At 57.0% G+C, this 21,178-nt stretch carries 23 protein-coding genes; 13 read left to right on the forward strand and 10 right to left on the reverse strand.

Annotated features, from left to right (window positions below; all coding sequences use genetic code 11):
- Positions 1 to 3: 3 nt before the first annotated feature.
- Positions 4 to 639, forward strand: coding sequence for a 1,6-anhydro-N-acetylmuramyl-L-alanine amidase AmpD (gene ampD, locus ACLPGZ_RS04730; protein WP_411762641.1), 636 nt, complete (start codon positions 4 to 6; stop codon positions 637 to 639).
- 170 nt (positions 640 to 809) lie between these two features.
- Here the strand turns inward: ampD and htpG are convergent, their stop codons facing one another.
- Both htpG and ACLPGZ_RS04740 read right to left on the reverse strand, forming a co-directional pair.
- A complete protein-coding gene (htpG, locus tag ACLPGZ_RS04735) occupies positions 810 to 2,714 on the reverse strand; it encodes a molecular chaperone HtpG (RefSeq protein ID WP_247966000.1) in 1,905 nt (634 codons plus the stop codon).
- A gap of 94 nt (positions 2,715 to 2,808) precedes the next feature.
- On the reverse strand, positions 2,809 to 3,693 hold the full coding sequence (locus tag ACLPGZ_RS04740; protein WP_083054200.1) for an EamA family transporter: 885 nt from the start codon (positions 3,691 to 3,693) through the stop codon (positions 2,809 to 2,811).
- Between the two features lie 166 nt (positions 3,694 to 3,859).
- Between ACLPGZ_RS04740 and ACLPGZ_RS04745 the strand changes: the two genes are divergently transcribed.
- Complete coding sequence (locus ACLPGZ_RS04745) at positions 3,860 to 4,171, forward strand: monooxygenase (RefSeq protein ID WP_060186241.1); 312 nt, start codon at positions 3,860 to 3,862, stop codon at positions 4,169 to 4,171.
- 64 nt (positions 4,172 to 4,235) lie between these two features.
- Here ACLPGZ_RS04745 and ACLPGZ_RS04750 read toward each other — a convergent pair whose 3' ends face one another.
- A complete protein-coding gene (locus ACLPGZ_RS04750; protein ID WP_009463226.1) occupies positions 4,236 to 4,778 on the reverse strand; it encodes a carboxymuconolactone decarboxylase family protein in 543 nt (180 codons plus the stop codon).
- A 130-nt stretch (positions 4,779 to 4,908) separates the two neighbouring features.
- On the opposite strand from ACLPGZ_RS04750, the gene ACLPGZ_RS04755 reads away from it, so the two are divergent.
- Positions 4,909 to 5,763 (forward strand): AraC family transcriptional regulator, encoded by an 855-nt coding sequence (locus ACLPGZ_RS04755; protein ID WP_115634286.1) that lies wholly within the window; start codon positions 4,909 to 4,911, stop codon positions 5,761 to 5,763.
- On the opposite strand, the gene ACLPGZ_RS04760 is transcribed toward ACLPGZ_RS04755, so the two are convergent.
- A complete protein-coding gene (locus ACLPGZ_RS04760; protein WP_026484978.1) occupies positions 5,755 to 6,648 on the reverse strand; it encodes a LysR substrate-binding domain-containing protein in 894 nt (297 codons plus the stop codon). The two genes, ACLPGZ_RS04755 and ACLPGZ_RS04760, sit on opposite strands and share 9 nt — an antisense overlap.
- A gap of 154 nt (positions 6,649 to 6,802) precedes the next feature.
- Here ACLPGZ_RS04760 and ACLPGZ_RS04765 point away from each other — a divergent pair, with 154 nt between their 5' ends.
- The 3 genes from ACLPGZ_RS04765 to ACLPGZ_RS04775 all read left to right on the forward strand — a co-directional run bounded on the left by ACLPGZ_RS04765 (position 6,803) and on the right by ACLPGZ_RS04775 (position 10,552).
- Positions 6,803 to 7,795 carry a Bug family tripartite tricarboxylate transporter substrate binding protein gene (locus ACLPGZ_RS04765; protein ID WP_035271329.1) on the forward strand — a complete coding sequence of 331 codons (993 nt, stop codon included), beginning with the start codon at positions 6,803 to 6,805 and terminating at the stop codon, positions 7,793 to 7,795.
- A 15-nt stretch (positions 7,796 to 7,810) separates the two neighbouring features.
- Complete coding sequence (locus ACLPGZ_RS04770; RefSeq protein ID WP_411762640.1) at positions 7,811 to 8,977, forward strand: amidase; 1,167 nt, start codon at positions 7,811 to 7,813, stop codon at positions 8,975 to 8,977.
- Positions 8,978 to 9,238: 261 nt separating this feature from the next.
- A complete protein-coding gene (locus tag ACLPGZ_RS04775; RefSeq protein WP_035271333.1) occupies positions 9,239 to 10,552 on the forward strand; it encodes a ferredoxin reductase family protein in 1,314 nt (437 codons plus the stop codon).
- Positions 10,553 to 10,647: 95 nt separating this feature from the next.
- Here the strand turns inward: ACLPGZ_RS04775 and ACLPGZ_RS04780 are convergent, their stop codons facing one another.
- Positions 10,648 to 11,256, reverse strand: coding sequence for a TetR/AcrR family transcriptional regulator (locus ACLPGZ_RS04780; protein ID WP_115634288.1), 609 nt, complete (start codon positions 11,254 to 11,256; stop codon positions 10,648 to 10,650).
- A gap of 144 nt (positions 11,257 to 11,400) precedes the next feature.
- Here ACLPGZ_RS04780 and ACLPGZ_RS04785 point away from each other — a divergent pair, with 144 nt between their 5' ends.
- The 5 genes from ACLPGZ_RS04785 (at position 11,401) to ACLPGZ_RS04805 (ending at position 16,676) form a co-directional block, all read left to right on the forward strand.
- Positions 11,401 to 12,909 carry a DHA2 family efflux MFS transporter permease subunit gene (locus tag ACLPGZ_RS04785; protein ID WP_429641002.1) on the forward strand — a complete coding sequence of 503 codons (1,509 nt, stop codon included), beginning with the start codon at positions 11,401 to 11,403 and terminating at the stop codon, positions 12,907 to 12,909.
- Positions 12,910 to 12,943: 34 nt separating this feature from the next.
- The gene (locus ACLPGZ_RS04790) at positions 12,944 to 13,324 is read left to right on the forward strand and encodes an RNA-binding S4 domain-containing protein (RefSeq protein ID WP_060186234.1); all 381 of its coding nucleotides are present in this window, start codon (positions 12,944 to 12,946) and stop codon (positions 13,322 to 13,324) included.
- A gap of 435 nt (positions 13,325 to 13,759) precedes the next feature.
- A complete protein-coding gene (locus ACLPGZ_RS04795) occupies positions 13,760 to 14,914 on the forward strand; it encodes a mandelate racemase/muconate lactonizing enzyme family protein (RefSeq protein WP_302357263.1) in 1,155 nt (384 codons plus the stop codon).
- A 30-nt stretch (positions 14,915 to 14,944) separates the two neighbouring features.
- Complete coding sequence (locus ACLPGZ_RS04800; protein ID WP_429641003.1) at positions 14,945 to 15,919, forward strand: Bug family tripartite tricarboxylate transporter substrate binding protein; 975 nt, start codon at positions 14,945 to 14,947, stop codon at positions 15,917 to 15,919.
- Between the two features lie 115 nt (positions 15,920 to 16,034).
- Positions 16,035 to 16,676, forward strand: a complete 642-nt coding sequence (locus tag ACLPGZ_RS04805; protein WP_429641004.1) for an HD domain-containing protein — start codon at positions 16,035 to 16,037, stop codon at positions 16,674 to 16,676.
- A 13-nt stretch (positions 16,677 to 16,689) separates the two neighbouring features.
- Here ACLPGZ_RS04805 and ACLPGZ_RS04810 read toward each other — a convergent pair whose 3' ends face one another.
- From ACLPGZ_RS04810 to ACLPGZ_RS04830, 5 genes are all read right to left on the reverse strand, one after another.
- Complete coding sequence (locus ACLPGZ_RS04810) at positions 16,690 to 17,064, reverse strand: nucleotide pyrophosphohydrolase (protein ID WP_026484969.1); 375 nt, start codon at positions 17,062 to 17,064, stop codon at positions 16,690 to 16,692.
- Between the two features lie 71 nt (positions 17,065 to 17,135).
- A complete protein-coding gene (locus ACLPGZ_RS04815; RefSeq protein ID WP_088451220.1) occupies positions 17,136 to 17,597 on the reverse strand; it encodes a YaiI/YqxD family protein in 462 nt (153 codons plus the stop codon).
- Positions 17,598 to 17,600: 3 nt separating this feature from the next.
- Positions 17,601 to 17,867: a hypothetical protein gene (locus ACLPGZ_RS04820; protein WP_083054211.1), complete on the reverse strand. Its 267-nt coding sequence runs from the start codon at positions 17,865 to 17,867 to the stop codon at positions 17,601 to 17,603.
- A gap of 253 nt (positions 17,868 to 18,120) precedes the next feature.
- On the reverse strand, positions 18,121 to 18,402 hold the full coding sequence (locus ACLPGZ_RS04825; protein ID WP_009463196.1) for a peptidylprolyl isomerase: 282 nt from the start codon (positions 18,400 to 18,402) through the stop codon (positions 18,121 to 18,123).
- A gap of 96 nt (positions 18,403 to 18,498) precedes the next feature.
- Positions 18,499 to 19,206, reverse strand: a complete 708-nt coding sequence (locus tag ACLPGZ_RS04830; RefSeq protein WP_035271346.1) for a TerC family protein — start codon at positions 19,204 to 19,206, stop codon at positions 18,499 to 18,501.
- Positions 19,207 to 19,664: 458 nt separating this feature from the next.
- Between ACLPGZ_RS04830 and ACLPGZ_RS04835 the strand changes: the two genes are divergently transcribed.
- Complete coding sequence (locus tag ACLPGZ_RS04835; protein ID WP_083054212.1) at positions 19,665 to 20,171, forward strand: RNA polymerase sigma factor; 507 nt, start codon at positions 19,665 to 19,667, stop codon at positions 20,169 to 20,171.
- Positions 20,161 to 21,156 (forward strand): FecR family protein, encoded by a 996-nt coding sequence (locus ACLPGZ_RS04840; RefSeq protein WP_203145136.1) that lies wholly within the window; start codon positions 20,161 to 20,163, stop codon positions 21,154 to 21,156. Before ACLPGZ_RS04835 ends, ACLPGZ_RS04840 begins: the two co-directional genes overlap by 11 nt.
- Positions 21,157 to 21,178: the final 22 nt, after the last annotated feature.

A 21,178-nucleotide genomic window follows, 5' to 3' on the forward strand; every position in this document is an offset into this window, starting at 1 on the left:
GCCATGGCTCGCATGCACCACGCCTACGACCTGGACCGACAGGGCTGGCTGAAACCTCATGCCAATGTCCTGCGCGCCCTGTCACCCAATCAGGATGACCGCCCCGAGGGCGACACTCCGACCTTGCTGGTGCTGCACAATATCAGCCTGCCACCGCAAGAGTTCGGCGGGCCCTACATTCGGGATTTTTTTCAGAACAAGCTGGATATCAGCGCCCACCCCTGGTTCGAGAACATCCGGGACCTGAAAGTTTCGGCTCACTTTCTGATCCAGCGCACTGGCCACATCATCCAGTTTGTTCCCACTACCCGCCGCGCCTGGCATGCGGGTGTGTCGCGCTTTGAAGACCGCGAGCGCTGCAATGATTTCTCTATTGGCATTGAACTGGAAGGCAGCGATTTCGAGCCATTCACAGACGCGCAGTACCGGGAGCTATCCCGCCTGAGCCGCGCCTTACGTATGCGCCATAACTTGCGCGCCGTACGTGGCCATGAGCACATCGCTCCGGGGCGCAAGACAGATCCGGGCCCTTTCTTTGATTGGGAACGGGTGAAGCGGGAACATGGCTGGCCCAAAGAAGCATTGCCGGAACAAGAGTTGGGACCAAGGCCAACACAAGTGCCAGATCAAGACCGATAAAGTAGTTCAGGGCCAATAACAAGAAAAATGCTACAGCATTCACTATCGTGATCCGCCCTAAAGCTCACTCATAGATACAGATGCAAAAAGCCCCGATCATCGTAAGACGATCAGGGCTTTACCTGATTAGTATCTAGCCCTGCTTGGCGCAGAGCCAGCAAGATTCAGGTTTACAGATTCAACAGCAAGCGGTTCACACGCTTCACAAAACTGGCGGGATCTTGCAATGCGGCACCTTCGGCCAGCATGGCTTGTTCCAGCAGCAACTGTGCCCACTCACCAAAAGTCTCGTCGTCAGCGGCCTGGACTTTGGCGATCAAGGCGTGCTCCGGGTTGATTTCCAGAATCGGCTTGACCTCGGGAGCTTCCTGGCCAGCGGCTTGCAGCATACGCAGCAGGTGCGGGCTCAGTTCGTTGGCATCGACCACCACGCAAGCAGGGGAATCGACCAGACGGGCAGTAATGCGCACTTCCTTGACCTTCTCGCCCAGTGTGGTTTGCAGGCGCTCGACCAGAGGTTTGAAGGTTTCAGCCACTTCTGCCTGATGTTTCTTTTCTTCCTCGTCCGCCAGCGAATCCAGGTCCAGGCCACCCTTGGCCACGGATACCAGTTGCTTGCCTTCAAATTCGCGCAAGTAAGACAACATCCACTCGTCCACACGGTCGGACATCAACAGCACTTCGATGCCTTTCTTACGGAATACTTCCAGATGCGGGCTGTTAGATGCAGCGGCAAAAGTGTCAGCCGTGACGTAGTAAATCTTGTCCTGACCTTCTTTCATGCGACCGATGTAGTCGTTCAGGGACACGGTCTGGGCCGAACCTTCCTGATTCGTGGAGGCAAAGCGCAGCAAGGCAGCGATACGGGCCTGATTGCCCATGTCTTCGCCAGTGCCTTCTTTCAGGACCTGGCCGAACTGGTTCCAGAACTCGGCATATTGCTCGGGCTGGTTCTCGGCCAGATCTTCCAGCAAGGACAGGATGCGCTTGGCACTACCTTCGCGGATAGCGCGAACATCACGGCTTTCTTGCAGGATTTCACGCGAAACGTTCAGCGGCAGGTCGGCCGAATCGATCACACCGCGCACAAAGCGCAGGTAAGCAGGCAGCAGCTGCTCGGCGTCGTCCATGATGAATACGCGTTTCACGTACAGCTTCACGCCACGGCGAGCATCGCGGTCCCACAAGTCAAACGGAGCCTGCTTGGGGACAAACAAGAGCTGGGTGTATTCACTACGGCCTTCAACACGGTTATGTGTCCAGGCCAGAGGATTCTCGTAATCGTGAGCGATGTGCTTGTAGAACTCCTGGTACTGCTCGTCGGTGATTTCCGACTTGGAGCGTGTCCACAAGGCGCTGGCCTGGTTCACGCTTTCCCACTCGTCCTGCTTTACTTGTTGCTGCTTTTCTTCGTCCCACTCTTCCTTGCGCATTTGCACGGGCAAGGAGATGTGATCGGAGTAGCGACGCAGCACGTTGCGCAGTCGCCAGCCGTCCAGGAAATCGTCCTCGCCTTCACGCAGGTGCAAGGTGATGGTGGTTCCGCGCTCGGCTTTTTCAGCGGCGGCAATGGTGAACTCGCCTTCACCGGCGGACTCCCACAGCACGGCTTCCTGATCGCCACCGGCACGACGTGTCAGCACGGACACTTTATTGGCCACGATAAAGGAGGAGTAAAAGCCCACGCCAAACTGACCAATCAGTTGGGTGTCTTTTTGCTTGTCGCCCGTCAGTTGGGAGAAGAACTCTTTGGTGCCCGAGCGCGCGATGGTGCCCAGGTTGGCAATGGCTTCATCACGCGACATGCCAATGCCGTTGTCGGAAATGGTGATCGTGCGCTGGTCCTTGTCGAACTCCACACGGATACGCATTTCTGGGTCGCCTTCCAGCAAAGCTGGATTGTCGATAGCTTCAAAGCGCAGTTTGTCACAGGCATCCGACGCATTGGATACCAGCTCACGCAGGAAAATCTCCTTGTTGCTATACAAGGAGTGAATCATCAAATGCAGTAATTGTTTGACTTCAGCCTGAAAACCCAAGGTTTCGGACGTATTCGCAGTGTCAGTCTGGCTCATGGTGAAAAAGCAAAAAAATGGGTTGATTGCCGCACGCCAAAGCGCGCCCTATTGCAGACAGATAGGGACGACCCACCATATTTCAAGAGACGGATCAGGCCGCCGGCCCGGATGTCAGGGCAATGACTCCGCTGATCATGATGGCGCAACCGAGCAAACTCCAGACATTGGCCTTTTCGCGCAGGACGACCATACCCAATATGGTGCCGGCCATCATGGACATTTCACGGGCGGGAGCCACCATGGACAAGGGTGCGCCCATACTTAATGCCTGCAAGACCAGGATGTAGGACATGGGCGATAACAAACCCACTGCAGCCGCCAGCTTCCAATAAGGTTTGAACTTGGCGAAGCCTGCCCGCCCCCGCTTGGCGATAAAAGGGGCCAGCATCCCCAGGCGCAACACATTGCTGAACCAGTCCAGCAGGAATGGCGAGATCAGCAGCACCTTGACGCCATAGGCATCGACCACGGTATAGGCCGCAATCAGAATCCCGGTCTGCATGCCCCAACGCACACCCGTCAGCGCTGCAGGGCTGAAAAAACGGCGCAGTCGACCTTGCGTGGCGATCAGCAAAATCCCCATCACGACCAGCAAGATGCCGAGCACTCCCAAAGGACGCACAGGCTCGCCCAGCAGGATAAAAGCACCAATGGAAGAGAGCATGGGGCCCGTACCACGGGCAATGGGATACACCACGGACAGGTCTGCAACCTGATAGCCTTTTTGCAAACTCAGGCTATAGCACATGTGCAGCAAGGCACTAAGCACCAAACAGGTAATGGTCTCGCTGGTCCAGGGCATATTGCCTTGCGTAAAAACCACCCACAGCGTGATGGGGAAATAAAACAGAATGGCAAAAAAGGAATAGGCGAATACAAAATGCGCCCCTGCCATCGCCGCCCGTTTAGAGAGCAAGTTCCAACCCGCATGAATGAACGCAGCACACACCACCAACAACAAAGCGGTCCAGGACATGAGGGCTTCCACCAGCAAATAGCAAAAGAAAAACTATACGCCCCCTTCAAGGGGGAGGCCAGCCAATCACGGGCCTTTCAACGTCCCATGACAAATAAGAGACAGTACTGGACAATTCAAACATCAAGGTATGATGTTCGGCACGTATTTTGATATGGAGCCGATCATGAGCACCCTGCTGTATGTTGATTTTCCTTACCCCGGCCCTTGGGGTTCAGAGATGAGCGAAGCCATGCAAGAACTGGCGCAATCCATCTGCCTGGAACCTGGCTTGATCTGGAAAATCTGGACCGAGAATAAAGAACAGTCCAAAGCAGGTGGCGTGTATCTATTCAGCGATCAAGCCAGCGCGCAGGCGTATCTGGAGATGCACAGCAAACGGCTCAACAGCTTTGGCATCACCGGCATTGATGCGCGCTTTTTTGATGTGAACCAGCCGCTGACAGCTATCAATTCCGGTCCCTTGTCAGCCAAATAAAACACAGACAACAGACGCAAGAAAACCCGCCTGCATATCAGCAAGCGGGCTTCCATATCGATGCTTAGGCAGTCAGCTCAACGGCCTTGAAATCCACCGGAACCTCCAGCGCATTGTTGATGTAGTTGGTGAACAGGTTCAAGGCAGTCACACCGACCAGTTCCACCACCTCACCTTCGGAAAAGCCGGCATCGCGCACGGCTTGCACATCGGCAGCCGAAACTTGCCCACGCTGATCCACCAGCTTGAGCACAAATTTCAAAGCGGCGGCGGTACGCGGGTCATCCGACTGACCACGCTGGGCCTGAGCCAGTGTCTCCGGACTTAGGCCAGCATTGGCACCCAGCACGTTGTGGGCGGCCAGGCAGTATTCGCAACGATTACGGTCGGCAATGGCAACCGCCAATTGCTCGCCCAGTTTCGCACCCAGCTTGCCACCGGCAAAGGCACCGAAAGAGCCCCACATGCTGCGCAAGGCGGCGGGCGAATTGGATACCATACGGAACATGGCAGGCACGCTGCCACCAAAGGCTTTTTGAATTTCCTGCAAAGCAGGCTGGCTGGCGGCGGGAGCTTGGGCAAGGTCAGGCAATGTAAGACGCGACATGATGATCTCCTGGTGAAGTGGGCCGGGGTGGCCGGAAAAAGCTTGCAGGGATAGTGTCTCGCCAAGATCAAGATCATTGGATAAGATTAGTCCCGACAACTTACCTTTTCATCCAGATGAGGATGTTTTCATGAACTTGGATCGCCTCTCCCTTCTGCTGGAACAATTCCGTGTTCGGGCTCATTTGTTCTACAACGGCTCTTTGTGTGGCGTAACCCGCTTTGCGGCCCAACCCGGACGGGCCTTCTTGCACATTCTGCGACGCGGCCAGTTAAGCGTGCGCCACGATCCGCGCGATCCCGTGCCGGAAGTCCTGACCATTGACCGCCCCAGCCTGCTGTTCTACCCCCGTCCGCTGGAGCACGCTTTTTACGATCTGCCCAATGAAGGCTCGGATTTCACCTGTGCCACCCTGGATTTTGATGGGGGTGAGCATCATCCCTTGGCCCGCTCCCTGCCCGATCTGATTATCGTGCCGCTGGAAGAAGCGGCCGGTCTTGAACAGGCCCTGGGCCTGCTCTTTGCAGAAACGGAATCCGTGCGCTGCGGCCATCGTCTGCTGGCAGACCGCCTGTTCGAGATTGTGCTGCTGCAATTGCTGCGCTGGCTGTTTGACCATCCGGATCGTTGCGAGATTCCCGTAGGCCTGTTCCGAGGTTTGTCACACCCACCCATCGCGCGCGCACTGCTGGCTATTCAGGCCGATCCCGGTCGGGACTGGACCGTGCAATCACTGGCACAGGAAGCCAAGATGTCGCGCAGCGCCTTTGCCGTGCAATTCAAGCACTGGGTGGGCGACACACCGGCAGACTATCTGGCCCAATGGCGCCTGTCGCTGGCCTGCCAGCGGCTGGCACAAGGCCAGTCTGCCAAACGTATTGCTCTGGATCTGGGCTACGCCAACCCCTCTGCCCTGTCCCGCCTGTTTCGGCAGCGCACGGGCCAATCCATGCGGGAATGGTTGGCCGCCCGCCAATCAACTTGAGCGATTCTGTTCCAGCACCGCCAGAAAATTCACCAAGGCCGGGTTGGTATTGTCCGAGACATAAGCACTCATCAGCTCTGCCGCAATATCATCTGCATCCAGCAAAGGCAGATACTCCAAGGTATCGGTGCGCAAGCGCGCCAGGGAAGCGGGAACAATAGCTGGAGCAATGCCCGCTTCAACCATGACCAGCACCGTGGGCACCATGCTTTCCTGTGCAAAGCGCGGCAGGCAGCCTGAGCGCTGCAGCATGCGCTGCTGCAAGAGATGAAAGTAACGCGACTGCTGACGCGAATACGCCACCATTTCGTAAGAGAAAGCCTGGTGCAAGGTCAGCCCCTGACTATGCTCCTGAGCACGTGGATCATCCCGCCTGACGACAAACATCATGGGTTCGGACTCCACCAGCTGCGGGTTCAAATCGGGCACGGCAAAGGAAGGCCGAATCAAGGCCACATCCACCCGGCGCTCATAAAGAGCCGCAGGCATATCGCTGGAGTTCATCTCGTAGATCTGTATATCCACCTGCGGGAAGTCCTGTCGAAAGCGATACAAATGCTTGGATACCCCCGCATAGGCGCTGCTGGGGGTCAGGGCTATGCGCAACATGCCAGTCTCGCCTCTATGCACTTGCTGTACCGCTTGCAAGGTCTGCTCCAGTTCGTTGCCGATCAAGCGCAGGCGGCGCTGCAACTCCGCTCCCGCCGCCGTCAATTGCACCGTGCGTGTGGTGCGGATAAACAAGGTCGCCCCTACCTGCTCTTCCAGCCTGCGTATGGCCTGACTCAAGGGCGGCTGGGTCATGAACAAACGCTGAGCTGCCCGGCCAAAGTGCAGCTCTTCGGCCACCACCAAGAACATCTCGCTTAATTTGGAGTCCAGCATATGCCCGCCAATTAGGTTAGAAAAAAGATCAATAACGATTATTTTTAATATTAGACAACATAATTAGCTCTTACTACCATCCGTCCTGACACTTATCAAAAACAGGGCCATACTGCACGTCACTGCGAATATTGGCCCAACGCAGGAGATAGACATGACGGTATTCAAGCATCGCGCCCCTTTACTGAGTGGCCTGCTCACACTGACTTTGTTGGGTTCCGGTTCGGCCATGGCCGACGCGGCTTACCCTTCGCAGCCCATTACGTTTGTGGTGCCCTACGCTGCAGGTGGCAGCTCGGATACCCGCTCGCGCATGCTGGCTCAAAAAATGAGCGACAGCCTGGGCGTGACAATCGTGGTGGAAAACAAGCCCGGTGCCAGCGGCAATATCGGCACCAGCATGATTGCGCGCGCCAAGCCCAACGGCTACACCATCGGCCTGGGCAACTTTGGCCCCATGTCGGTGAACAAGGCGCTGTACGGCAGCAACCTGCCTTTTGATCCTGAACAGGATTTGCAGCCCATCGCCCTGATCGAACGCGGTGCCATGGCACTGGGTGTAAACAGCAACTCGCCCTACCAGTCTCTGGCTGATCTGGTCGCCGACGGCAAGAAGAACCCCGAAAAACTCGACTACGCCTCGACTGGCGCTGGTGGTGCCTCGCACTTGCTGACTGAACAGTTCAAGGCCACCTCCGGCTTTGACGCCGTACACGTGCCTTACCGTGGTGGCGCTCCTGCATCGAACGACCTGCTGGCCGGCAACATCTCCTTCTATCTGGAATTGGCCAGCCTGTTCCTGCCCCACATGCAAATCGACAACCCACGCCTGCGCGTACTGGGCGTGACTTCGGAAGAGCGTCTGAAAGCCATGCCTGACACCCCCACCTTCAAAGAACAAGGCGTGGATCTGGTGGCATCGAACTGGTTTGGCGTGATTGCCCCCGCCGGCTTGCCTGCTGATGTACTGGAAAAACTGAACAAGGCTGTCAACGACGCCCTGAAAGACCCCGACTACCGTCAGATTGTGGAATCCCAAGGCGCGGAAGTTGTAGGTGGCACACCTGAAGAATTTACCGCTTTTGTGAAAGAAGAAACCAAACGCTGGACCACGCTGATCAAGGCACAGAACATCTCGATTCAGTAGTTCCAGTTCTCGCTTATGACTGCAAACCCTTCCCCTCTCGCTACGCAGGACCAGGCTATCCAGGCCTGGTCCTGGCTGGCTGATCCCGCCACCTGTATCAGCACCAATCCCACTGGCCCCTTGGCGGGTTTGAGCTTTGGTGTGAAAGATGTGCTGGATGTTCAAGGCATGCCCACGTGCTACGGCGCGCATTTCCCCAATGCGCTACCGGCCGAGCGGGACGCCGCCTGTGTCGCCCTGCTGCGTCAGGCCGGTGCCATTGCCCTGGGCAAAACCGTCACCGCCGAATTTGCCTACGCAGCCCCCGGCCCCACCCGTAACCCACTGAACCTGGAACACACGCCCGGCGGTTCTTCCAGTGGTTCGGCAGCGGCCGTAGCAGCTGGCATGGTTGATTTTGCATTGGGCACCCAAACGGGAGGCTCCATGATGCGCCCCGCTGCGTTTACCGGCATTCTGGGTTTCAAACCCAGCTTTGGCGCGGTGCATCGCAGCGGTCTTTTCCTGTTGTGCGACAGCCTGGACACGGTCGGCTACTTCAGCCGGGACTTGTCCGTGCTGCGCCGCGTGGCCACTGTCCTGCAAGGCTTGCCTGATAGTCGAGTCCCCACCGCGCCGCGAATTGGCGTGCTGGATGGCAAAGATCTGGGCCCGATCACACCCGCAGCACTGGCCGCGTTGGAACAAGGCTGTGAGCATCTGGAGCAACAAGGCGCCCACCTGGAGCGTCTGCCTGCGGACCCACAACTGAAAGAGCTGCTGATCCTGCAAGGCCAGATCATGGCTTATGAAATGGCCCGCAGCCTGCTACCCGTCTGGCAAGCCAGCCCGGATGCCTTGCGCCCCATTACCGTGCAAGCCATCAAACAAGGCCTGGAATTGCCTGCAGCGGATTACCACGCCTGGCAGGCGCGCCGTCGCCAATTGCAAACAGAATGGCAGGATCGTTATGGTCATTTCGACGCATTGCTCACTCCAGCGGCTCCCGGCCCGGCTCCCTATGGACTGGATAGCACGGGCTCTTCAATACTGAATCGTCCTTGGTCCTTGTTGGGCTGGCCTACCTTGAGCCTGCCCGCGCCCGGTCAAAACAGCCCACTGCCCTTGGGTTTGCAACTGATCGGACAGCCTCACCAGGACGCGGCTTTGCTGGATCTGGCATCGCTTATCTGCCCGGCTTGATGGGCCTGAAAAGCAATCAAAAGAACTACTCTGCAACAAGCTGAAATAGAGTAAACAGCAACCAGAATCATTAACAAATGCTTTAAATAACAAATATTTAGGAGTGCTTTGAGTTTTCTCAAAACACTCTTGAATATTGGCTCCGCAAACGGCTTGGCAGCGTACTAACATCAATAAGGTGTTCCCGGTGCGCTGCGTCGGTACGTTCATCACATCGCGACTACGCAGCACCCGGCTCTTTCAAACAATCCGGAAAAGACCATGCGTCGCCCTCTCTTACTGCTGCTCTCCACTTTCTTTCTGATCTGGGCTGTTGAAGCCCTGTGGCTGGCCCCCTCGCCACCGGGCGATATGCTGTGGGTGGTCCGACAAGAAGGCATGCTGTTAACCGGGATTCTGGCACTGGGCACCATGACGGCCATCATGATTCTGGCCCTGCGTCCCCGCCGTCTGGAACCCTGGTTAGGCGGCATGGACAAAGCCTACAGGCTGCATAAATGGCTGGGTATCATCGCCATTTTGCTCAGTCTGGCCCATTGGCTCAGCAAGGAATCCAAAGGTCTGATCTCGGCAGCGATCGGCACGGGCGGCCGTCTGGCCAAAACCCCGGTTCCTGAATGGGTCAGCCTGTTCAAGCCCTATGCAAAATCACTGGGTGAATGGACGTTTTACGCGCTGATTCTGATGCTGATCATCACCCTGGCGCACCGCACGATTTCCTATAAAAAGTGGTACAGCCTGCATCGCCTGATGCCAGTGGCCTATTTGATCCTGATCTTTCATGGCGTGGTACTGACGCCCCCTGCTTACTGGAGCGGTATAGGCGGCTGGGCACTGGCCATCACCATGGTGATCGGGACAGCAGCAGCCGGCATCCAGCTGCTACGCAACTTGAGTTCGGCCTACCCGCATACGGGCACCGTGATCTCCTGTACGTCACAAGGTGATGTGCTGGAGGTGCAATGCCGCATGGACCAATCCTGGCCAGGTCACCAGGCTGGGCAGTTTGCCTTTTTGCGTTTGAAGGGTGAATCCGAGTCCCATCCCTTTACCTTGTCCGATGCAGATCAGGACAACCAGATTGTGCGCTTTCATATCAAGCAGTTGGGCGACTGGACCCGCAGCCTGCCCGAGCGTTTGCATGTTGGCCAGAACATTGAGCTGGACGGCCCTTATGGACGCTTCACTCAGCCGGACCGCGATGACAAGGGCATTTATATCTGGGTGGGTGCGGGTGTCGGGGCCACGCCATTTCTATCCTGGTTAAGCCAGGAACATCAGGACGGTCACGCTCCCTACGCCTATCTGCAATATGCCTGTCAGCATAGTACTGACCCATTGGCTCAGGCCTTGAGCAAGGCTGCCAAAGAGCACCCGGACGTGAATCTGGAAATTTATGCCGATGGCCGTCGCTGGACGCCCAAAGAGGTGCTGCAGCATTACCATGCCGACAAACCTCTGCATATCTGGTTCTGTGGACCGGCTGCAATGGGCCGACAGTTGCGACGTGAGCTCAAGCAAACACTGCCTGCAAAATCCTGGACCTTGCACAAGGAACACTTCCAGTTCCGCTAAGCCTTTGCTCATCCAGCAACTGGCCTTGTTTAGAAATCAGAACAAGGCCAGTTCTGCGTATGCTGAGTGCAGCAATCCAGTGCGGCTAGAACAGCCTACATATTTTGGTGAGGCGGCGTCGCCCCGAGCATAGACACAAAAAGAGTCACCAGATTGTTCTCCATGACGGCCCACTGCTCTGCAGTTTCCAACCCCATATTGTCGACCGCGCCATGCATGCCCTGGTAGATCACCCAGGCGGTCAAATCCACGTCGGCCACAGACCAGGCCCCCGCTTGCTGCCCTTCGTTCAGGATCCTGTGCAAGGGCTCGGTTACCGTATTGCGTTCGCCCTGGTAGTTGCTGCGCATATGGTCTGAAAACACCAGATCATGCATCTCCAGCGTGTCCCTATAGGCCTGAACCGAAGCGCGAATCCAGCAAGCCAGACGCTGCACCCAATCATCTTCCGGCGCCTGCTCCAGCGCCCCCTGCACCCGGTCATGAAACTGCTGGATGAACTGCTCGCGCAGGGCAGCCAGAATCTCTTGCTTGGAGCTGAAGTAGTGATAGAACAAGCCCTTGGACATGCCCGCCCGCGACACAATTTCATCCACCGGCGTGGCATCAAACCCTTGTTGCAAAAACAAGGTGGCAGCCGCCTCCAATAAGTCTCGGCGACGAACTTCAGAGGGTTGGGTACGAGGTGTTTTGGCAGCGGTCATGGATGTCAAAGTATCAGAAAAACCCCGACAAAGTGCCTCGTCGGGTGTCACCGCGCTATTTTAGCCAGCCTGTTTATTTTTCATTGACTGACAGTCAGTCAATATTTTATATTCGTCGATAATAATTCTCATTTATCAAATATCATGACTCGCCGACTTGCTCTAACCATCGCCATTTACCTGGGGACTTTCATGGTCACCCTGGACATCAGCATCGTGAATCTTGCCTTGCCACGCATGCAACAAGCCCTGCAAACCGATATGGCCGGGCTGCAATGGATCGTGGATTCCTATGCGCTGTGCCTGTCCGCCTTCATGTTGTCTGCCGGGCTACTGGGGGATCGCTACGGACGCAAGAAGAGCTGGTTGCTGGGCGTGCTGGCCTTCACCGTCGGCTCCATGATGTGCGCCTTGGCCGGTTCACTAAGCGCCCTGCTCTGGGGTCGTGTCGTGCAAGGCGTGGCCGGGGCTTTACTTATTCCTGGAGCCCTGTCGATCCTGACCCACGCCTTCCCAGACCCGGCCCAGCGTGCCCGCGTCATTGGCGGCTGGTCTTCCTTCAGCGCCCTGGCTTTGGTACTGGGCCCGATTCTGGGCGGTGTGCTGGTCGATGTAGCCGACTGGCCTTCGATCTTCAGCCTGAATCTGCCACTGGGCCTGCTGACCCTGGGCTTGGGCATGTGGGGCATTCAGGAGTCAGCCAACCCCGAACACGCAGCTTTCGACCCTATCGGCCAACTGCTTAGTGTGATCTGGCTTGGCTCCCTGACCTATGGCCTGATCTGCGCGGGTGAGCAAGGCTGGCACGCCACCGAGACGATTCGTTCCCTGGGCGTGGCCGCGCTCACCTTCGTGGCGTTTATCTATGCCCAAACCCGTGTCGCCCGCCCCTTGCTGCCTCTGAGTCTGTTTCGGGACTACCGCTTCAGCACTGCCAATATCGCCTCCTTTGTGCTGGGCTTTGCCGCCTATAGCAATGTGTTTTTCCTGTCCCTGTTCTTCCAGAACGCCCTGGGCTGGAGTGCCACCCAAACCGGCTGGGGGCTGGCTCCCCAGTTCATTGGCATGGCTGTGCTGGCCTCCCGTTTCGGTGCCTTGAGCCAGCGCTTTGGATTGAAGCTGATCCTGACTGTGGGCTTTGGCCTGATGGCAGCCGGTTCCTGGTTGATGATGTTGCTGCAACCCGGCGCTTCCTACTGGATGGCTGGTTTCGCCTTGGCCGTACTAGGCATTGGCATGGGTTTGTCGGTGCCGGCGTGCAGTACCTTGGTCATGAATCTGGTGCCGCGTGAGCGTTCCGGCATGGCATCAGCCACCACCAATGCCATCCGCCAAACCGGCATGACCCTGGGCGTTGCCCTGCTGGCTTCCTTGATGAGCCAAGGAGCAGTCAGCTCCCTGTCCAGTCGTCTTGATCCGGTCAATCCCATGCTGGAACAGGCACAACAAATTATCAGCTCCGGTCAGGTGACTCTGCCTGCCTCAGCAGATTCCTTGTTCTGGATGCAAGCCATCCAGCACGCCTGGGCAGACGGCTTTCACCGCGTCATGTTCTGGGCCGGATTGCTGGCCGTCTTCAGTCTGGTTCTGCTGCTGCGTCTGCGTTTGCCTCGTGTACAGGCTGCTCCTGCCGCTGCGGTGGAACTGCATTAAGCCCAGCTTTTGCAGACTGGATTTACAATAGCGCATGGACAAATTACGACTGGATAAATGGCTCTGGGCAGCGCGCTTTTACAAGACGCGCAGCCTGGCTTCCGAGGAGATCACCAAAGGGCGGGTTTTGCTGAATCAGCAAAGCACCAAGCCTGCCCGCGAAGTCTCAATCGGTGATGTGATTACCTTGCGCAAGGAGACTCCTGCCATGGAGGTTCACGTCACCGCCTTAAGCAGTGTACGTGGCCCCGCGCCGGTTGCTCGCCAGCTGTATCAAGAGACGGAAGAAAGCAGCACACGACGCGCGCAAGCCGCCGAACAACGCCGTCTGGCACCTGAACCTGCACTGGACTTTGATGCTGGACGTCCGACCAAAAAAGATCGTCGTCAGATGCAGTTGCTGCGGGGGAAATAGACCGCTCCCTGCTCGTACTTCGCGACATAGAAAAAGCCCTGCCAAGCTGCCCTGCCTGGCAGGGCTTTTTTTATGATTCGTTCTTTCGATGAGTCTATCGCCAGCGTTTCACGGCGATCTGCACAGGGACTAACAACCCGCTCCTGCTTGCCTCTTCCCCGCCGGTCTACCTGCTTATGCCGCAAGCGCCTGCACTGCTTTTGAGCACCCCACAAAACGTCTGCACCCCCGTCCGCTAAAGCATCTGCCGATGCAGAAAACCTTCAACTAAAAACCTTAAAAACAACGCTGCAAACCCTTTTTGATATATCAGATTGCGCTTTTATATATCAATTAAATCAAGGGTTTACACCATTGATTGTGCTTGCAACAAAACGCTATAAACCTAAAACAATTACATGCAAACGCATTCAAAAAGCGTGAGGAGACAGGAAAATGAAGATCACAGCAGTACGCGCCATTCCCTTGAACGTGCCTTTCAAGCTCGATAGCGCGGGCATCCAAAAACCCACCAACCTGGCCATCTGCCATGTGGAAATCGAGACCGATGAAGGCATCACCGGCTATGGACTTAGCGCCATTACCGAAGAGCACCCTGTTGCCAGCACGATCAACGATATTCTGGCCAGCGACCTGATCGGGCAAGACCCCCTGAACACCGAGCGCCTGTGGGATCGCATGTACTGGAACGTGTGCCCTCGTGGCCAGACGGGCTATGCCATGCACGCTATCTCTGCGTTGGACATTGCCTTGTGGGACATCAAGGGTAAAGCCCTGGGTCTGCCCGTATGGAAACTGCTGGGTGGTGCCCGTGAAAAAGTACCGGCCTACGCGACCTTCGGCTTTGCTTTCCTGGGCGAAGAAGAGTTGGTTAAAGTCGCGCGCGACTGCGTGGATCAAGGCTTCAAGGGCCTGAAGATGGTGGTAGGCCATCATGGCTTGCAACGTCGCGACGAACCGCGCCCCCTGTCCGAACTGATCCGCCAGGACATGCGCCGCATGAGCCTGGTACGCGAGGCCATCCCCGCCGACATTCCGCTGTACATCGACGGCAATTGCAGCCTGGACTATGTGCACGCCAAAGCCATCGCCCGCCACGCCCGTGAGCTGAACGTCGGCTTTTTTGAAGAGCCCATTACCCAGAATGACACGGGTCGATTGCGCGAATTGCGTCAAAGCACTGGTATCACCATTGCCGCTGGTCAAAACGAAGGCCAGTCCTACCGCTTTCGGGATCTGTTGATGCAGCAGGCTGTCGACATTCTGCAGCCCAACGTGCTGATCTCCGGCGGTTTCACCCAGTCCCGCAAGATCTTCGCTCTGGCGGAAAGCTTTAACGCGTCCGTCGCCAATGGCGGGGCGTTCCCCTCCCACAACGGTCACCTGCACTGCGGATTGCTCAATGGCGGCGATGTGGAATGGCACCTGGCCGCCAGCGCCATGATGGCCGAGATCTACACCGGCCTGCCCCAGCCCGAACAAGGCTGGCTGCGCATGCCCGACGCCCCCGGCCTGGGGCTGACACCACGACAAGATCAAATCGACAAGCTGCGCAGCAACCCCGGCAGCCTGGGCTCCGGCAAAGGCTGAAACCGACGACTACCGAGGAGGTAAAAAAACATGAAACCCTGGTCCCGTGTTGTACTTGCCCTCAGTTTTATCTTTGCTGCCGCGCCCCAAAGCTGGGCAGCTTCCCCCGCCTGGGCCGAACGCCCGGTGCGGCTGATCGTCCCTTCTGCCGCGGGTGGTTCGGGCGACACCCTGGCTCGTCCTCTGGCCGAAGCTCTGGGCAATGAAATAGGTCAAACCGTTGTTGTAGAAAATAAAGGAGGTGTAGGCGGCGTGCTGGGTGCCAGCATGGTGGCCAACTCCAGCCCCGCCGACAATCAGCTCTTGTTTGGTGCCGTGCATCACATGATTGCGCCTGCCGTGTTGCAGAACTTCCCCTACGACACACGCAAGGACCTGAAAGCCGTCACCCTGATTGCCGCCATGCCCAATGTGCTGGTGGTGAATGCCAATTCGCCCTATCACAGCGTGGACGACCTGCTGGCCGCCGCCAAGCAAGGGGCTGGTGTGAACTATGGCACCAGTGGCGTCGCTACCATGCTGCATCTGATGGCCGGCAAGCTGGAAAAGAAATCCGGCACCACCATGACCGCCGTGCACTACAAAGGCAGCGGCCCGGCTGTGATGGCGCTGATCAGTGGCGATCAAGTGGACTTCATGTTCGAGACCATGCCGTCGGCCGTGGCGCAGATACGCAATGGCCGCTTGCGCGCCCTGGCCGTATCCAGCCCGGAACGCGCTCCTGCCTTGCCGGATGTACCCACGCTGAAAGAACTGGGCATGGATGAGATCAGTGCCCAGACCTGGTACGGGATTTTCATGCAAGGAGATGTACCGGATGCCACCGTGCAAAGCGTGGCAGACAGCATTCACCGTGCCTTGAATACCGACAAGATCAAGGAAATCTGGGAAGGGAACGGCGCGACCCTGGTCACCAACAGCCCAGCCGAGTTCACGGTCTATGTGGATCAGCAGTTGAACTATTGGGCCGACTCGGTCAGTGATCTGGGGCTGAGCAACTTCTAACTCTAAAAACTGCAACTCACCTTCAGGGCTGCCACTGGCAGCCCTTTTTCTTGAGCCTGCCCTGCCCCTGCTGCTTCGCGTTATGCTGTGGCACCCGTTACAGCAAACCATAGCCATGTCCAGCCTGTTCCACCCCTTTGAAAAGCTTGCCGCCCAACTCCTGCCCCATAGCAGCACCAGTCACAACGACGGCTCCCACGACCAATCGCACTTGCAGCGCGTCTGGAAGAACGTCTGTGCGATTCAGGAAAAAGAAGGTGGGAATCTGCGGATTTTGCTGGCAGCAACGGTGCTGCACGACTGCGTGGCGGTAGAGAAGAATTCGCCATTGCGCTCTCGTGCTTCCACCCTGTCGGCGGAGCAGGCACGACACATTCTGACCAGGCTGGGATGGTCAGAGCAGGACTGTGAAGCCGTGGGCCAAGCAATTCAAAGCCACAGCTTTTCAGCAAACATCCCGCCCGTCAGTCTGGAGGCCCGCATCTTGCAGGATGCAGACCGCCTGGATGCCATTGGCGCTTTAGGGATAGCTCGCTGCTTCTATACAGCGGGGCGAATGGGCTCCAGCTTGTATGAGCCGGAAGATCCAAAAGCAGAGAGTCGTCCTCTGGATGACAAGCGCTACGCGCTGGATCACTTCCCGGCCAAATTATTCAAATTGGCCGAGGGTTTTCAGACTGAACGGGGGCAAGCAATCGCGCGTGAGCGACACGCGCGGATGGAACGGTTTGTAGAGGAAATGCTGGGGGAGCTGTAATCCCTAGCCCCTTTTACAACTCCGTATATTTCTTGTTCGTCCCCCGCACTTTGTCAGCGGGATATTTCCGGGCATTTTTCACCAGCTTGTTGGTAACAGCCTCATTCATGTCCACACCCAGAACGAAGGCAAGACGGCTCAGGTAGATTTGCACATCGGCCAGTTCATCGCGCACGGCTTCGGCGGTTTTCGGGTCTTTGCCTGCTTCGCGGGACTGGTCTTCTGTCAGCCATTGGAAGATTTCGATCAGCTCGCCCACTTCATTGGTCAGGGCCATGGCCAGATTTTTGGGGCTATGGAACTGGTCCCACTCACGCTCGCGGGCGAACTGGGCGACGGCCTCGTTCAGGCCAGTCAAATTCATCAAGGGGCGTTTTGGGTCTGTCATTACGTACTTCACTCTAAAAATTTCAATCCAGCGACAGACTCACACAAGCACCGGGGGGATGGCAAGTCTGTTTACGATCTCGCAGCCGTTTGCAGGCTCATCATCAGGCGGTCCAGTGCGTTGGCAAACTCACGCCGGTCGGCCTGGCTGAAGGGGGCTGGGCCTCCGATATCCACGCCGGTACTGCGCAGTTCTTCCATCATGTCGCGCATGGCCAGGCGCTCGCCTATGCTGTTGGCGTCCAGGCGTTCGCCCCTGGGGGTCAGGACCAGAGCTTTACGCTCCAGCACCTGGGCAGCCAGAGGGATATCGGCGGTAATCACCAGATCTCCCACGCTGGCGTGCTGGACGATGTAGTCATCCGCCACGTCAAAGCCCCGCGCCACCTGCACCGCCCTCAACCAGGGCGATGGCGGGGTGCGCAGCATCTGATTCGCTACCAGGATCACATGGCAACTCCAGCGCTGCCCGGCGCGGTACAGAATTTCTTTGATGACTACGGGACAAGCGTCCGCATCGACCCAAATCTGCATGGGTTACAGGCCTAGAGCTTGAGCCAACAGGCGATCAATGACCTCATTGGTCGAGACGCCTTGCTCGGTAGCACGAGCGCGCACGGCATCAATAACTGGCTGGGTCAGCTTGACGGGAAAGGACACCAGCCCAGCAGCCTGATCCAGACGACGTTGTTCGCGCCGATCAGCCACGGCGGAGTCACCTGCAAAGCGTTGTGGCGTACCCGCTTTTTTTACATTGCTCAGCAGTTTGACGGCGCTGAGTTTTTCCATATCGGTGCGTTTCATCGGATTTCTTTATAAGAATGGGCTGGTTCGCTCACGGTAAGCGAACAACACGGCGACAAGGCCGTTAGCCGGTATGGCTGGCATACTGCGCAGCTTGCAGGAAAATGTCCAGGCTTTTTATGTATAAGCCCTGATAATCAAAGCTTTAGTTTCTGTAAGCAGCCACCGCACGGCCCTACACCCAACCACCAGTAACCAGATCAACATGCGCAAAAAAACCCGCCGTAGCGGGTTTTTTATTGGCCTGATCGTATCAGTCCTGACGTGCAGTCACTTCTACCAGATGGTAGCCGAACTGAGTCTTGACGGGGCCTTGCACAACGCCAACGGGGGCGCTGAACACAACCTGATCGAACTCGGGCACCATTTGGCCACGGCCAAATGTTCCCAGCTCACCGCCCATGCGGGCCGATGGGCAGCTGGAATTTTCCTTGGCCACCTGAGCAAAGTCAGAACCACCTTCGATAGCGGCTTTCAGTTCGTTCGCTTTCTCTTCGGTGCTGACCAGAATGTGGCGTGCGGAGGCTTGTGCCATGGTGTACTCCTTTTTTTAGAAAATCGTTTGAGCTTAACCCAGAACCATGCCGGAAGCGAAGCCCCCGGCGCCGGTTCTACACCTGCTGTTTCAATTTCAGGCCTGGGCAGCTTTCTTGCGCTTGGCCGCGGCAATGCCATGACCCAGGGCTACGATCAGCAAGGCACCCACCACTTCAGCAATCAGCTTGGTGCTGGTGGAGGCTTCACCAAAGAACTCGATAAACTTCACGTCGGTCACGATCATGCCACCGGCAATCCAGCCCAGCAGCGCGGCGCCGAAGGTCACCACGATAGGGAAGCGATCGATCAGCTTCAGAACCAGGGTGCTGCCCCAGATAATGATAGGCACACTTACGACCAGACCAAAGACAACCAGACCGATCTGATGATCCGGATCGGCGGTTTGAGCCGCGCCGGCAATAGCGATCACGTTGTCCAAGCTCATCACAAAGTCGGCAATGATGATGGTTTTAACGGCTTTCCACAGGGTGGCACTGCCTTCCACATTACCGTGGCCATCATCTTCAGGGATCAGCAGTTTCACACCAATCCAGACCAGCAACAGGGCACCGACCACTTTCAGGTAAGGCACGGCCAGCAAGGTCAGGGCAAAGGCAATCAGGACGACGCGCAGGCCAATGGCACCGGCCGTACCCCACAAAATACCTTTGACACGTTGTTTGGCAGGCAAGTTACGGCAAGCCAATGCGATAACCACGGCGTTATCGCCCCCCAGCAATATATCGATCAGGATGATCTGAAATACTGCCGCCCAACTCATTGTTTGCAAAAACTCCATCATGTGTAAGACCGCCTTTTCATATTGTTTGATTGAAAGCTGACGACCATCTTGCATGACTGTACAACGAGAAAATGACGACTCGTGTACAAAACAAAAATGGCCTGATCCATTAAGGACGCAGGCCATATCGTTTTTAGAGGATACACCTTGCCCTTTAATGGCAAGGTCTTGCTTGCAACCCTAAGGTTGCCCGGGCACCGGGAACATGTGCAAAAAACACAGATTGCCGTGATGACGATGCGCCGGAAAGTAAGCTACTCCCCCTGATAGTTCGCAAGTATAACGATCTTGTATGAAACAACAAAGCTTTTCGCCGGACATGACGATTTTTCGATGCAAGTTCCGGATCGACGTTGCAAGCTGGCCTCACGCCCCGATAGGGCCTGAATAAAGCGCCATTGAGTTAATGAGAACTATTTGCAATAATTTGCTTTTTGTCATTCAAGCTCCCTGCCCCCATGTCCAATTCGGACCTCTCCCGCAAAAGCTGGCTGGCCTATTATGGCGAGTTCATGCAGTCCTGCCTGCGCCGCTTTGGCGGCGCCGCGGACGCGGAAGACGTCGCCCATGATGCGGTAGAGGCCCTGCTTCGAAAAGATCAGAAAACACTGACAGCGGTCCATGCACGCAACTTTCTGTACAAGTCCGCGCGCCATCGGGCCATTGATCTGTGGCGTCGCAACAGCCGCTTCCAGCACCTGGCCTGGGACGAGCTGCATGAAGACGCTCACCCCATCACCGATGGTGCCGATGCCCATGCCAGTGCGGAGCAAGTGCGCCACGCCCTGGTTGCGGCCCTGGAAGCCTTGCCTTTGAATCACCGACGGGCTTTTGTCTTGAATCGCATCGAAGGCTGGACCCAACCTGAAATTGCCCGTCATCTGAAACTGTCCATTGCCAGCGTGGAGCGTTATATTGCGCTGGCCAGCCAGTTTATCCGCGAGCGCCTGCGCGATGAGTTCTGAATCCCCTTTCTACCCCAGTGATGCCACCTCCCCCGCCGAAGCCGCCGCCCAATGGTCGGCCCGCCTGCATTCGGGCCGCTTCAGCCCGGCTGACGAGCAAGCGCTGGAGGAGTGGTTGCAGGCTGACCCGGAAAATGAGCGCGAATTTATGGCGGTGGAGCAGTTAAGCTCCCTGGCCAGCACGCTGGACAAGGATTTGGTCAAGCTGCTGTATGGCGGCAAAGTGCCCCAGCGGCCCGATCTGCGCCGCCGCAAACTGATCCGTAATACCGGCGCCCTGGTCGCTGTCGCAGGCTCTGCCGGTTTGGCAGGCCTACTACTCAGCCCCCAGGCTGTTTACGCTGCTAGCCTGCAAACACGTGTGGGCGAGCGCCGCTGGGTTCCTCTGCCGGACGGCTCCAGCCTGGAGCTGAATACCGCCACCCAAGCCGAGCTGCGGTTTTATGAAGACAGCCGTCATCTGGACCTGATTCAGGGCGAAGTGATGTGCGCGGTAGCATCCAGCCCGCAGCGCCCTTTTATCGTCAAAGCAGGCAATACGGTGGTGCGCGTTACCGGCACCAGCTTTACGGTTCGCCGCGATGCCGAGCAAGTCAAAGTGCTGGTCGAAAGCGGTAGTGTGGAAGTGTCCAGCGGTAGCTGGTGGAACCGCCAGACCCGGTATCTGGCCGCTGGCTCTGGCGCCACCGTTTCCGTTCAGGATGGGCTCAGTATTCAGCCCGAGGTTGATGTGGCCGCTGCCACCGCCTGGCGGCAAGGACGCCTGATTGTGCGGGACCTGTCCTTGTCCGAAGTCGTTGCTGAAATCAACCGCTATCGCGAGCATCCCATCCGCATCGCTGACACCAGAATCGGCCAGCAGCGTGTCACCGCGTCCTTCCTGCTGGACGAACAAAGTGCGGTGCTTCAAGCCCTGCAACAGATCCTGCCACTGCAGGCCAAGACACAAGACGATGGCAGTGTCCTGCTGAGCAGCGTCTCGTAATTACAATTAGTTTCAAATAAAT

Source organism: Alcaligenes sp. Me129 (assembly GCF_050487245.1).
GTDB classification, from domain to species: domain Bacteria; phylum Pseudomonadota; class Gammaproteobacteria; order Burkholderiales; family Burkholderiaceae_B; genus Alcaligenes; species Alcaligenes phenolicus.

Excerpts from the sequence above, each read along its gene's own strand:
- ACLPGZ_RS04810 (WP_026484969.1), bottom strand. The coding sequence starts at position 17,064 with ATGACAGACCCAAAACGCCCCTTGATGAATTTGACTGGCCTGAACGAG.
- ACLPGZ_RS04820 (WP_083054211.1), bottom strand. The coding sequence starts at position 17,867 with ATGAAACGCACCGATATGGAAAAACTCAGCGCCGTCAAACTGCTGAGC.
- ACLPGZ_RS04780 (WP_115634288.1), bottom strand. The coding sequence starts at position 11,256 with ATGACCGCTGCCAAAACACCTCGTACCCAACCCTCTGAAGTTCGTCGC.
- ACLPGZ_RS04795 (WP_302357263.1), top strand. The coding sequence starts at position 13,760 with ATGAAGATCACAGCAGTACGCGCCATTCCCTTGAACGTGCCTTTCAAG.
- ACLPGZ_RS04835 (WP_083054212.1), top strand. The coding sequence starts at position 19,665 with ATGTCCAATTCGGACCTCTCCCGCAAAAGCTGGCTGGCCTATTATGGC.
- ACLPGZ_RS04805 (WP_429641004.1), top strand. The coding sequence starts at position 16,035 with ATGTCCAGCCTGTTCCACCCCTTTGAAAAGCTTGCCGCCCAACTCCTG.
- ACLPGZ_RS04815 (WP_088451220.1), bottom strand. The coding sequence starts at position 17,597 with ATGCAGATTTGGGTCGATGCGGACGCTTGTCCCGTAGTCATCAAAGAA.
- ACLPGZ_RS04765 (WP_035271329.1), top strand. The coding sequence starts at position 6,803 with ATGACGGTATTCAAGCATCGCGCCCCTTTACTGAGTGGCCTGCTCACA.
- ACLPGZ_RS04745 (WP_060186241.1), top strand. The coding sequence starts at position 3,860 with ATGAGCACCCTGCTGTATGTTGATTTTCCTTACCCCGGCCCTTGGGGT.
- htpG (WP_247966000.1), bottom strand. The coding sequence starts at position 2,714 with ATGAGCCAGACTGACACTGCGAATACGTCCGAAACCTTGGGTTTTCAG.
- ACLPGZ_RS04825 (WP_009463196.1), bottom strand. The coding sequence starts at position 18,402 with ATGGCACAAGCCTCCGCACGCCACATTCTGGTCAGCACCGAAGAGAAA.
- ACLPGZ_RS04750 (WP_009463226.1), bottom strand. The coding sequence starts at position 4,778 with ATGTCGCGTCTTACATTGCCTGACCTTGCCCAAGCTCCCGCCGCCAGC.
- ACLPGZ_RS04775 (WP_035271333.1), top strand. The coding sequence starts at position 9,239 with ATGCGTCGCCCTCTCTTACTGCTGCTCTCCACTTTCTTTCTGATCTGG.
- ACLPGZ_RS04740 (WP_083054200.1), bottom strand. The coding sequence starts at position 3,693 with ATGTCCTGGACCGCTTTGTTGTTGGTGGTGTGTGCTGCGTTCATTCAT.
- ACLPGZ_RS04790 (WP_060186234.1), top strand. The coding sequence starts at position 12,944 with ATGGACAAATTACGACTGGATAAATGGCTCTGGGCAGCGCGCTTTTAC.
- ACLPGZ_RS04840 (WP_203145136.1), top strand. The coding sequence starts at position 20,161 with ATGAGTTCTGAATCCCCTTTCTACCCCAGTGATGCCACCTCCCCCGCC.
- ACLPGZ_RS04800 (WP_429641003.1), top strand. The coding sequence starts at position 14,945 with ATGAAACCCTGGTCCCGTGTTGTACTTGCCCTCAGTTTTATCTTTGCT.
- ACLPGZ_RS04760 (WP_026484978.1), bottom strand. The coding sequence starts at position 6,648 with ATGCTGGACTCCAAATTAAGCGAGATGTTCTTGGTGGTGGCCGAAGAG.
- ACLPGZ_RS04785 (WP_429641002.1), top strand. The coding sequence starts at position 11,401 with ATGACTCGCCGACTTGCTCTAACCATCGCCATTTACCTGGGGACTTTC.
- ACLPGZ_RS04830 (WP_035271346.1), bottom strand. The coding sequence starts at position 19,206 with ATGATGGAGTTTTTGCAAACAATGAGTTGGGCGGCAGTATTTCAGATC.
- ACLPGZ_RS04770 (WP_411762640.1), top strand. The coding sequence starts at position 7,811 with ATGACTGCAAACCCTTCCCCTCTCGCTACGCAGGACCAGGCTATCCAG.
- ampD (WP_411762641.1), top strand. The coding sequence starts at position 4 with ATGGCTCGCATGCACCACGCCTACGACCTGGACCGACAGGGCTGGCTG.
- ACLPGZ_RS04755 (WP_115634286.1), top strand. The coding sequence starts at position 4,909 with ATGAACTTGGATCGCCTCTCCCTTCTGCTGGAACAATTCCGTGTTCGG.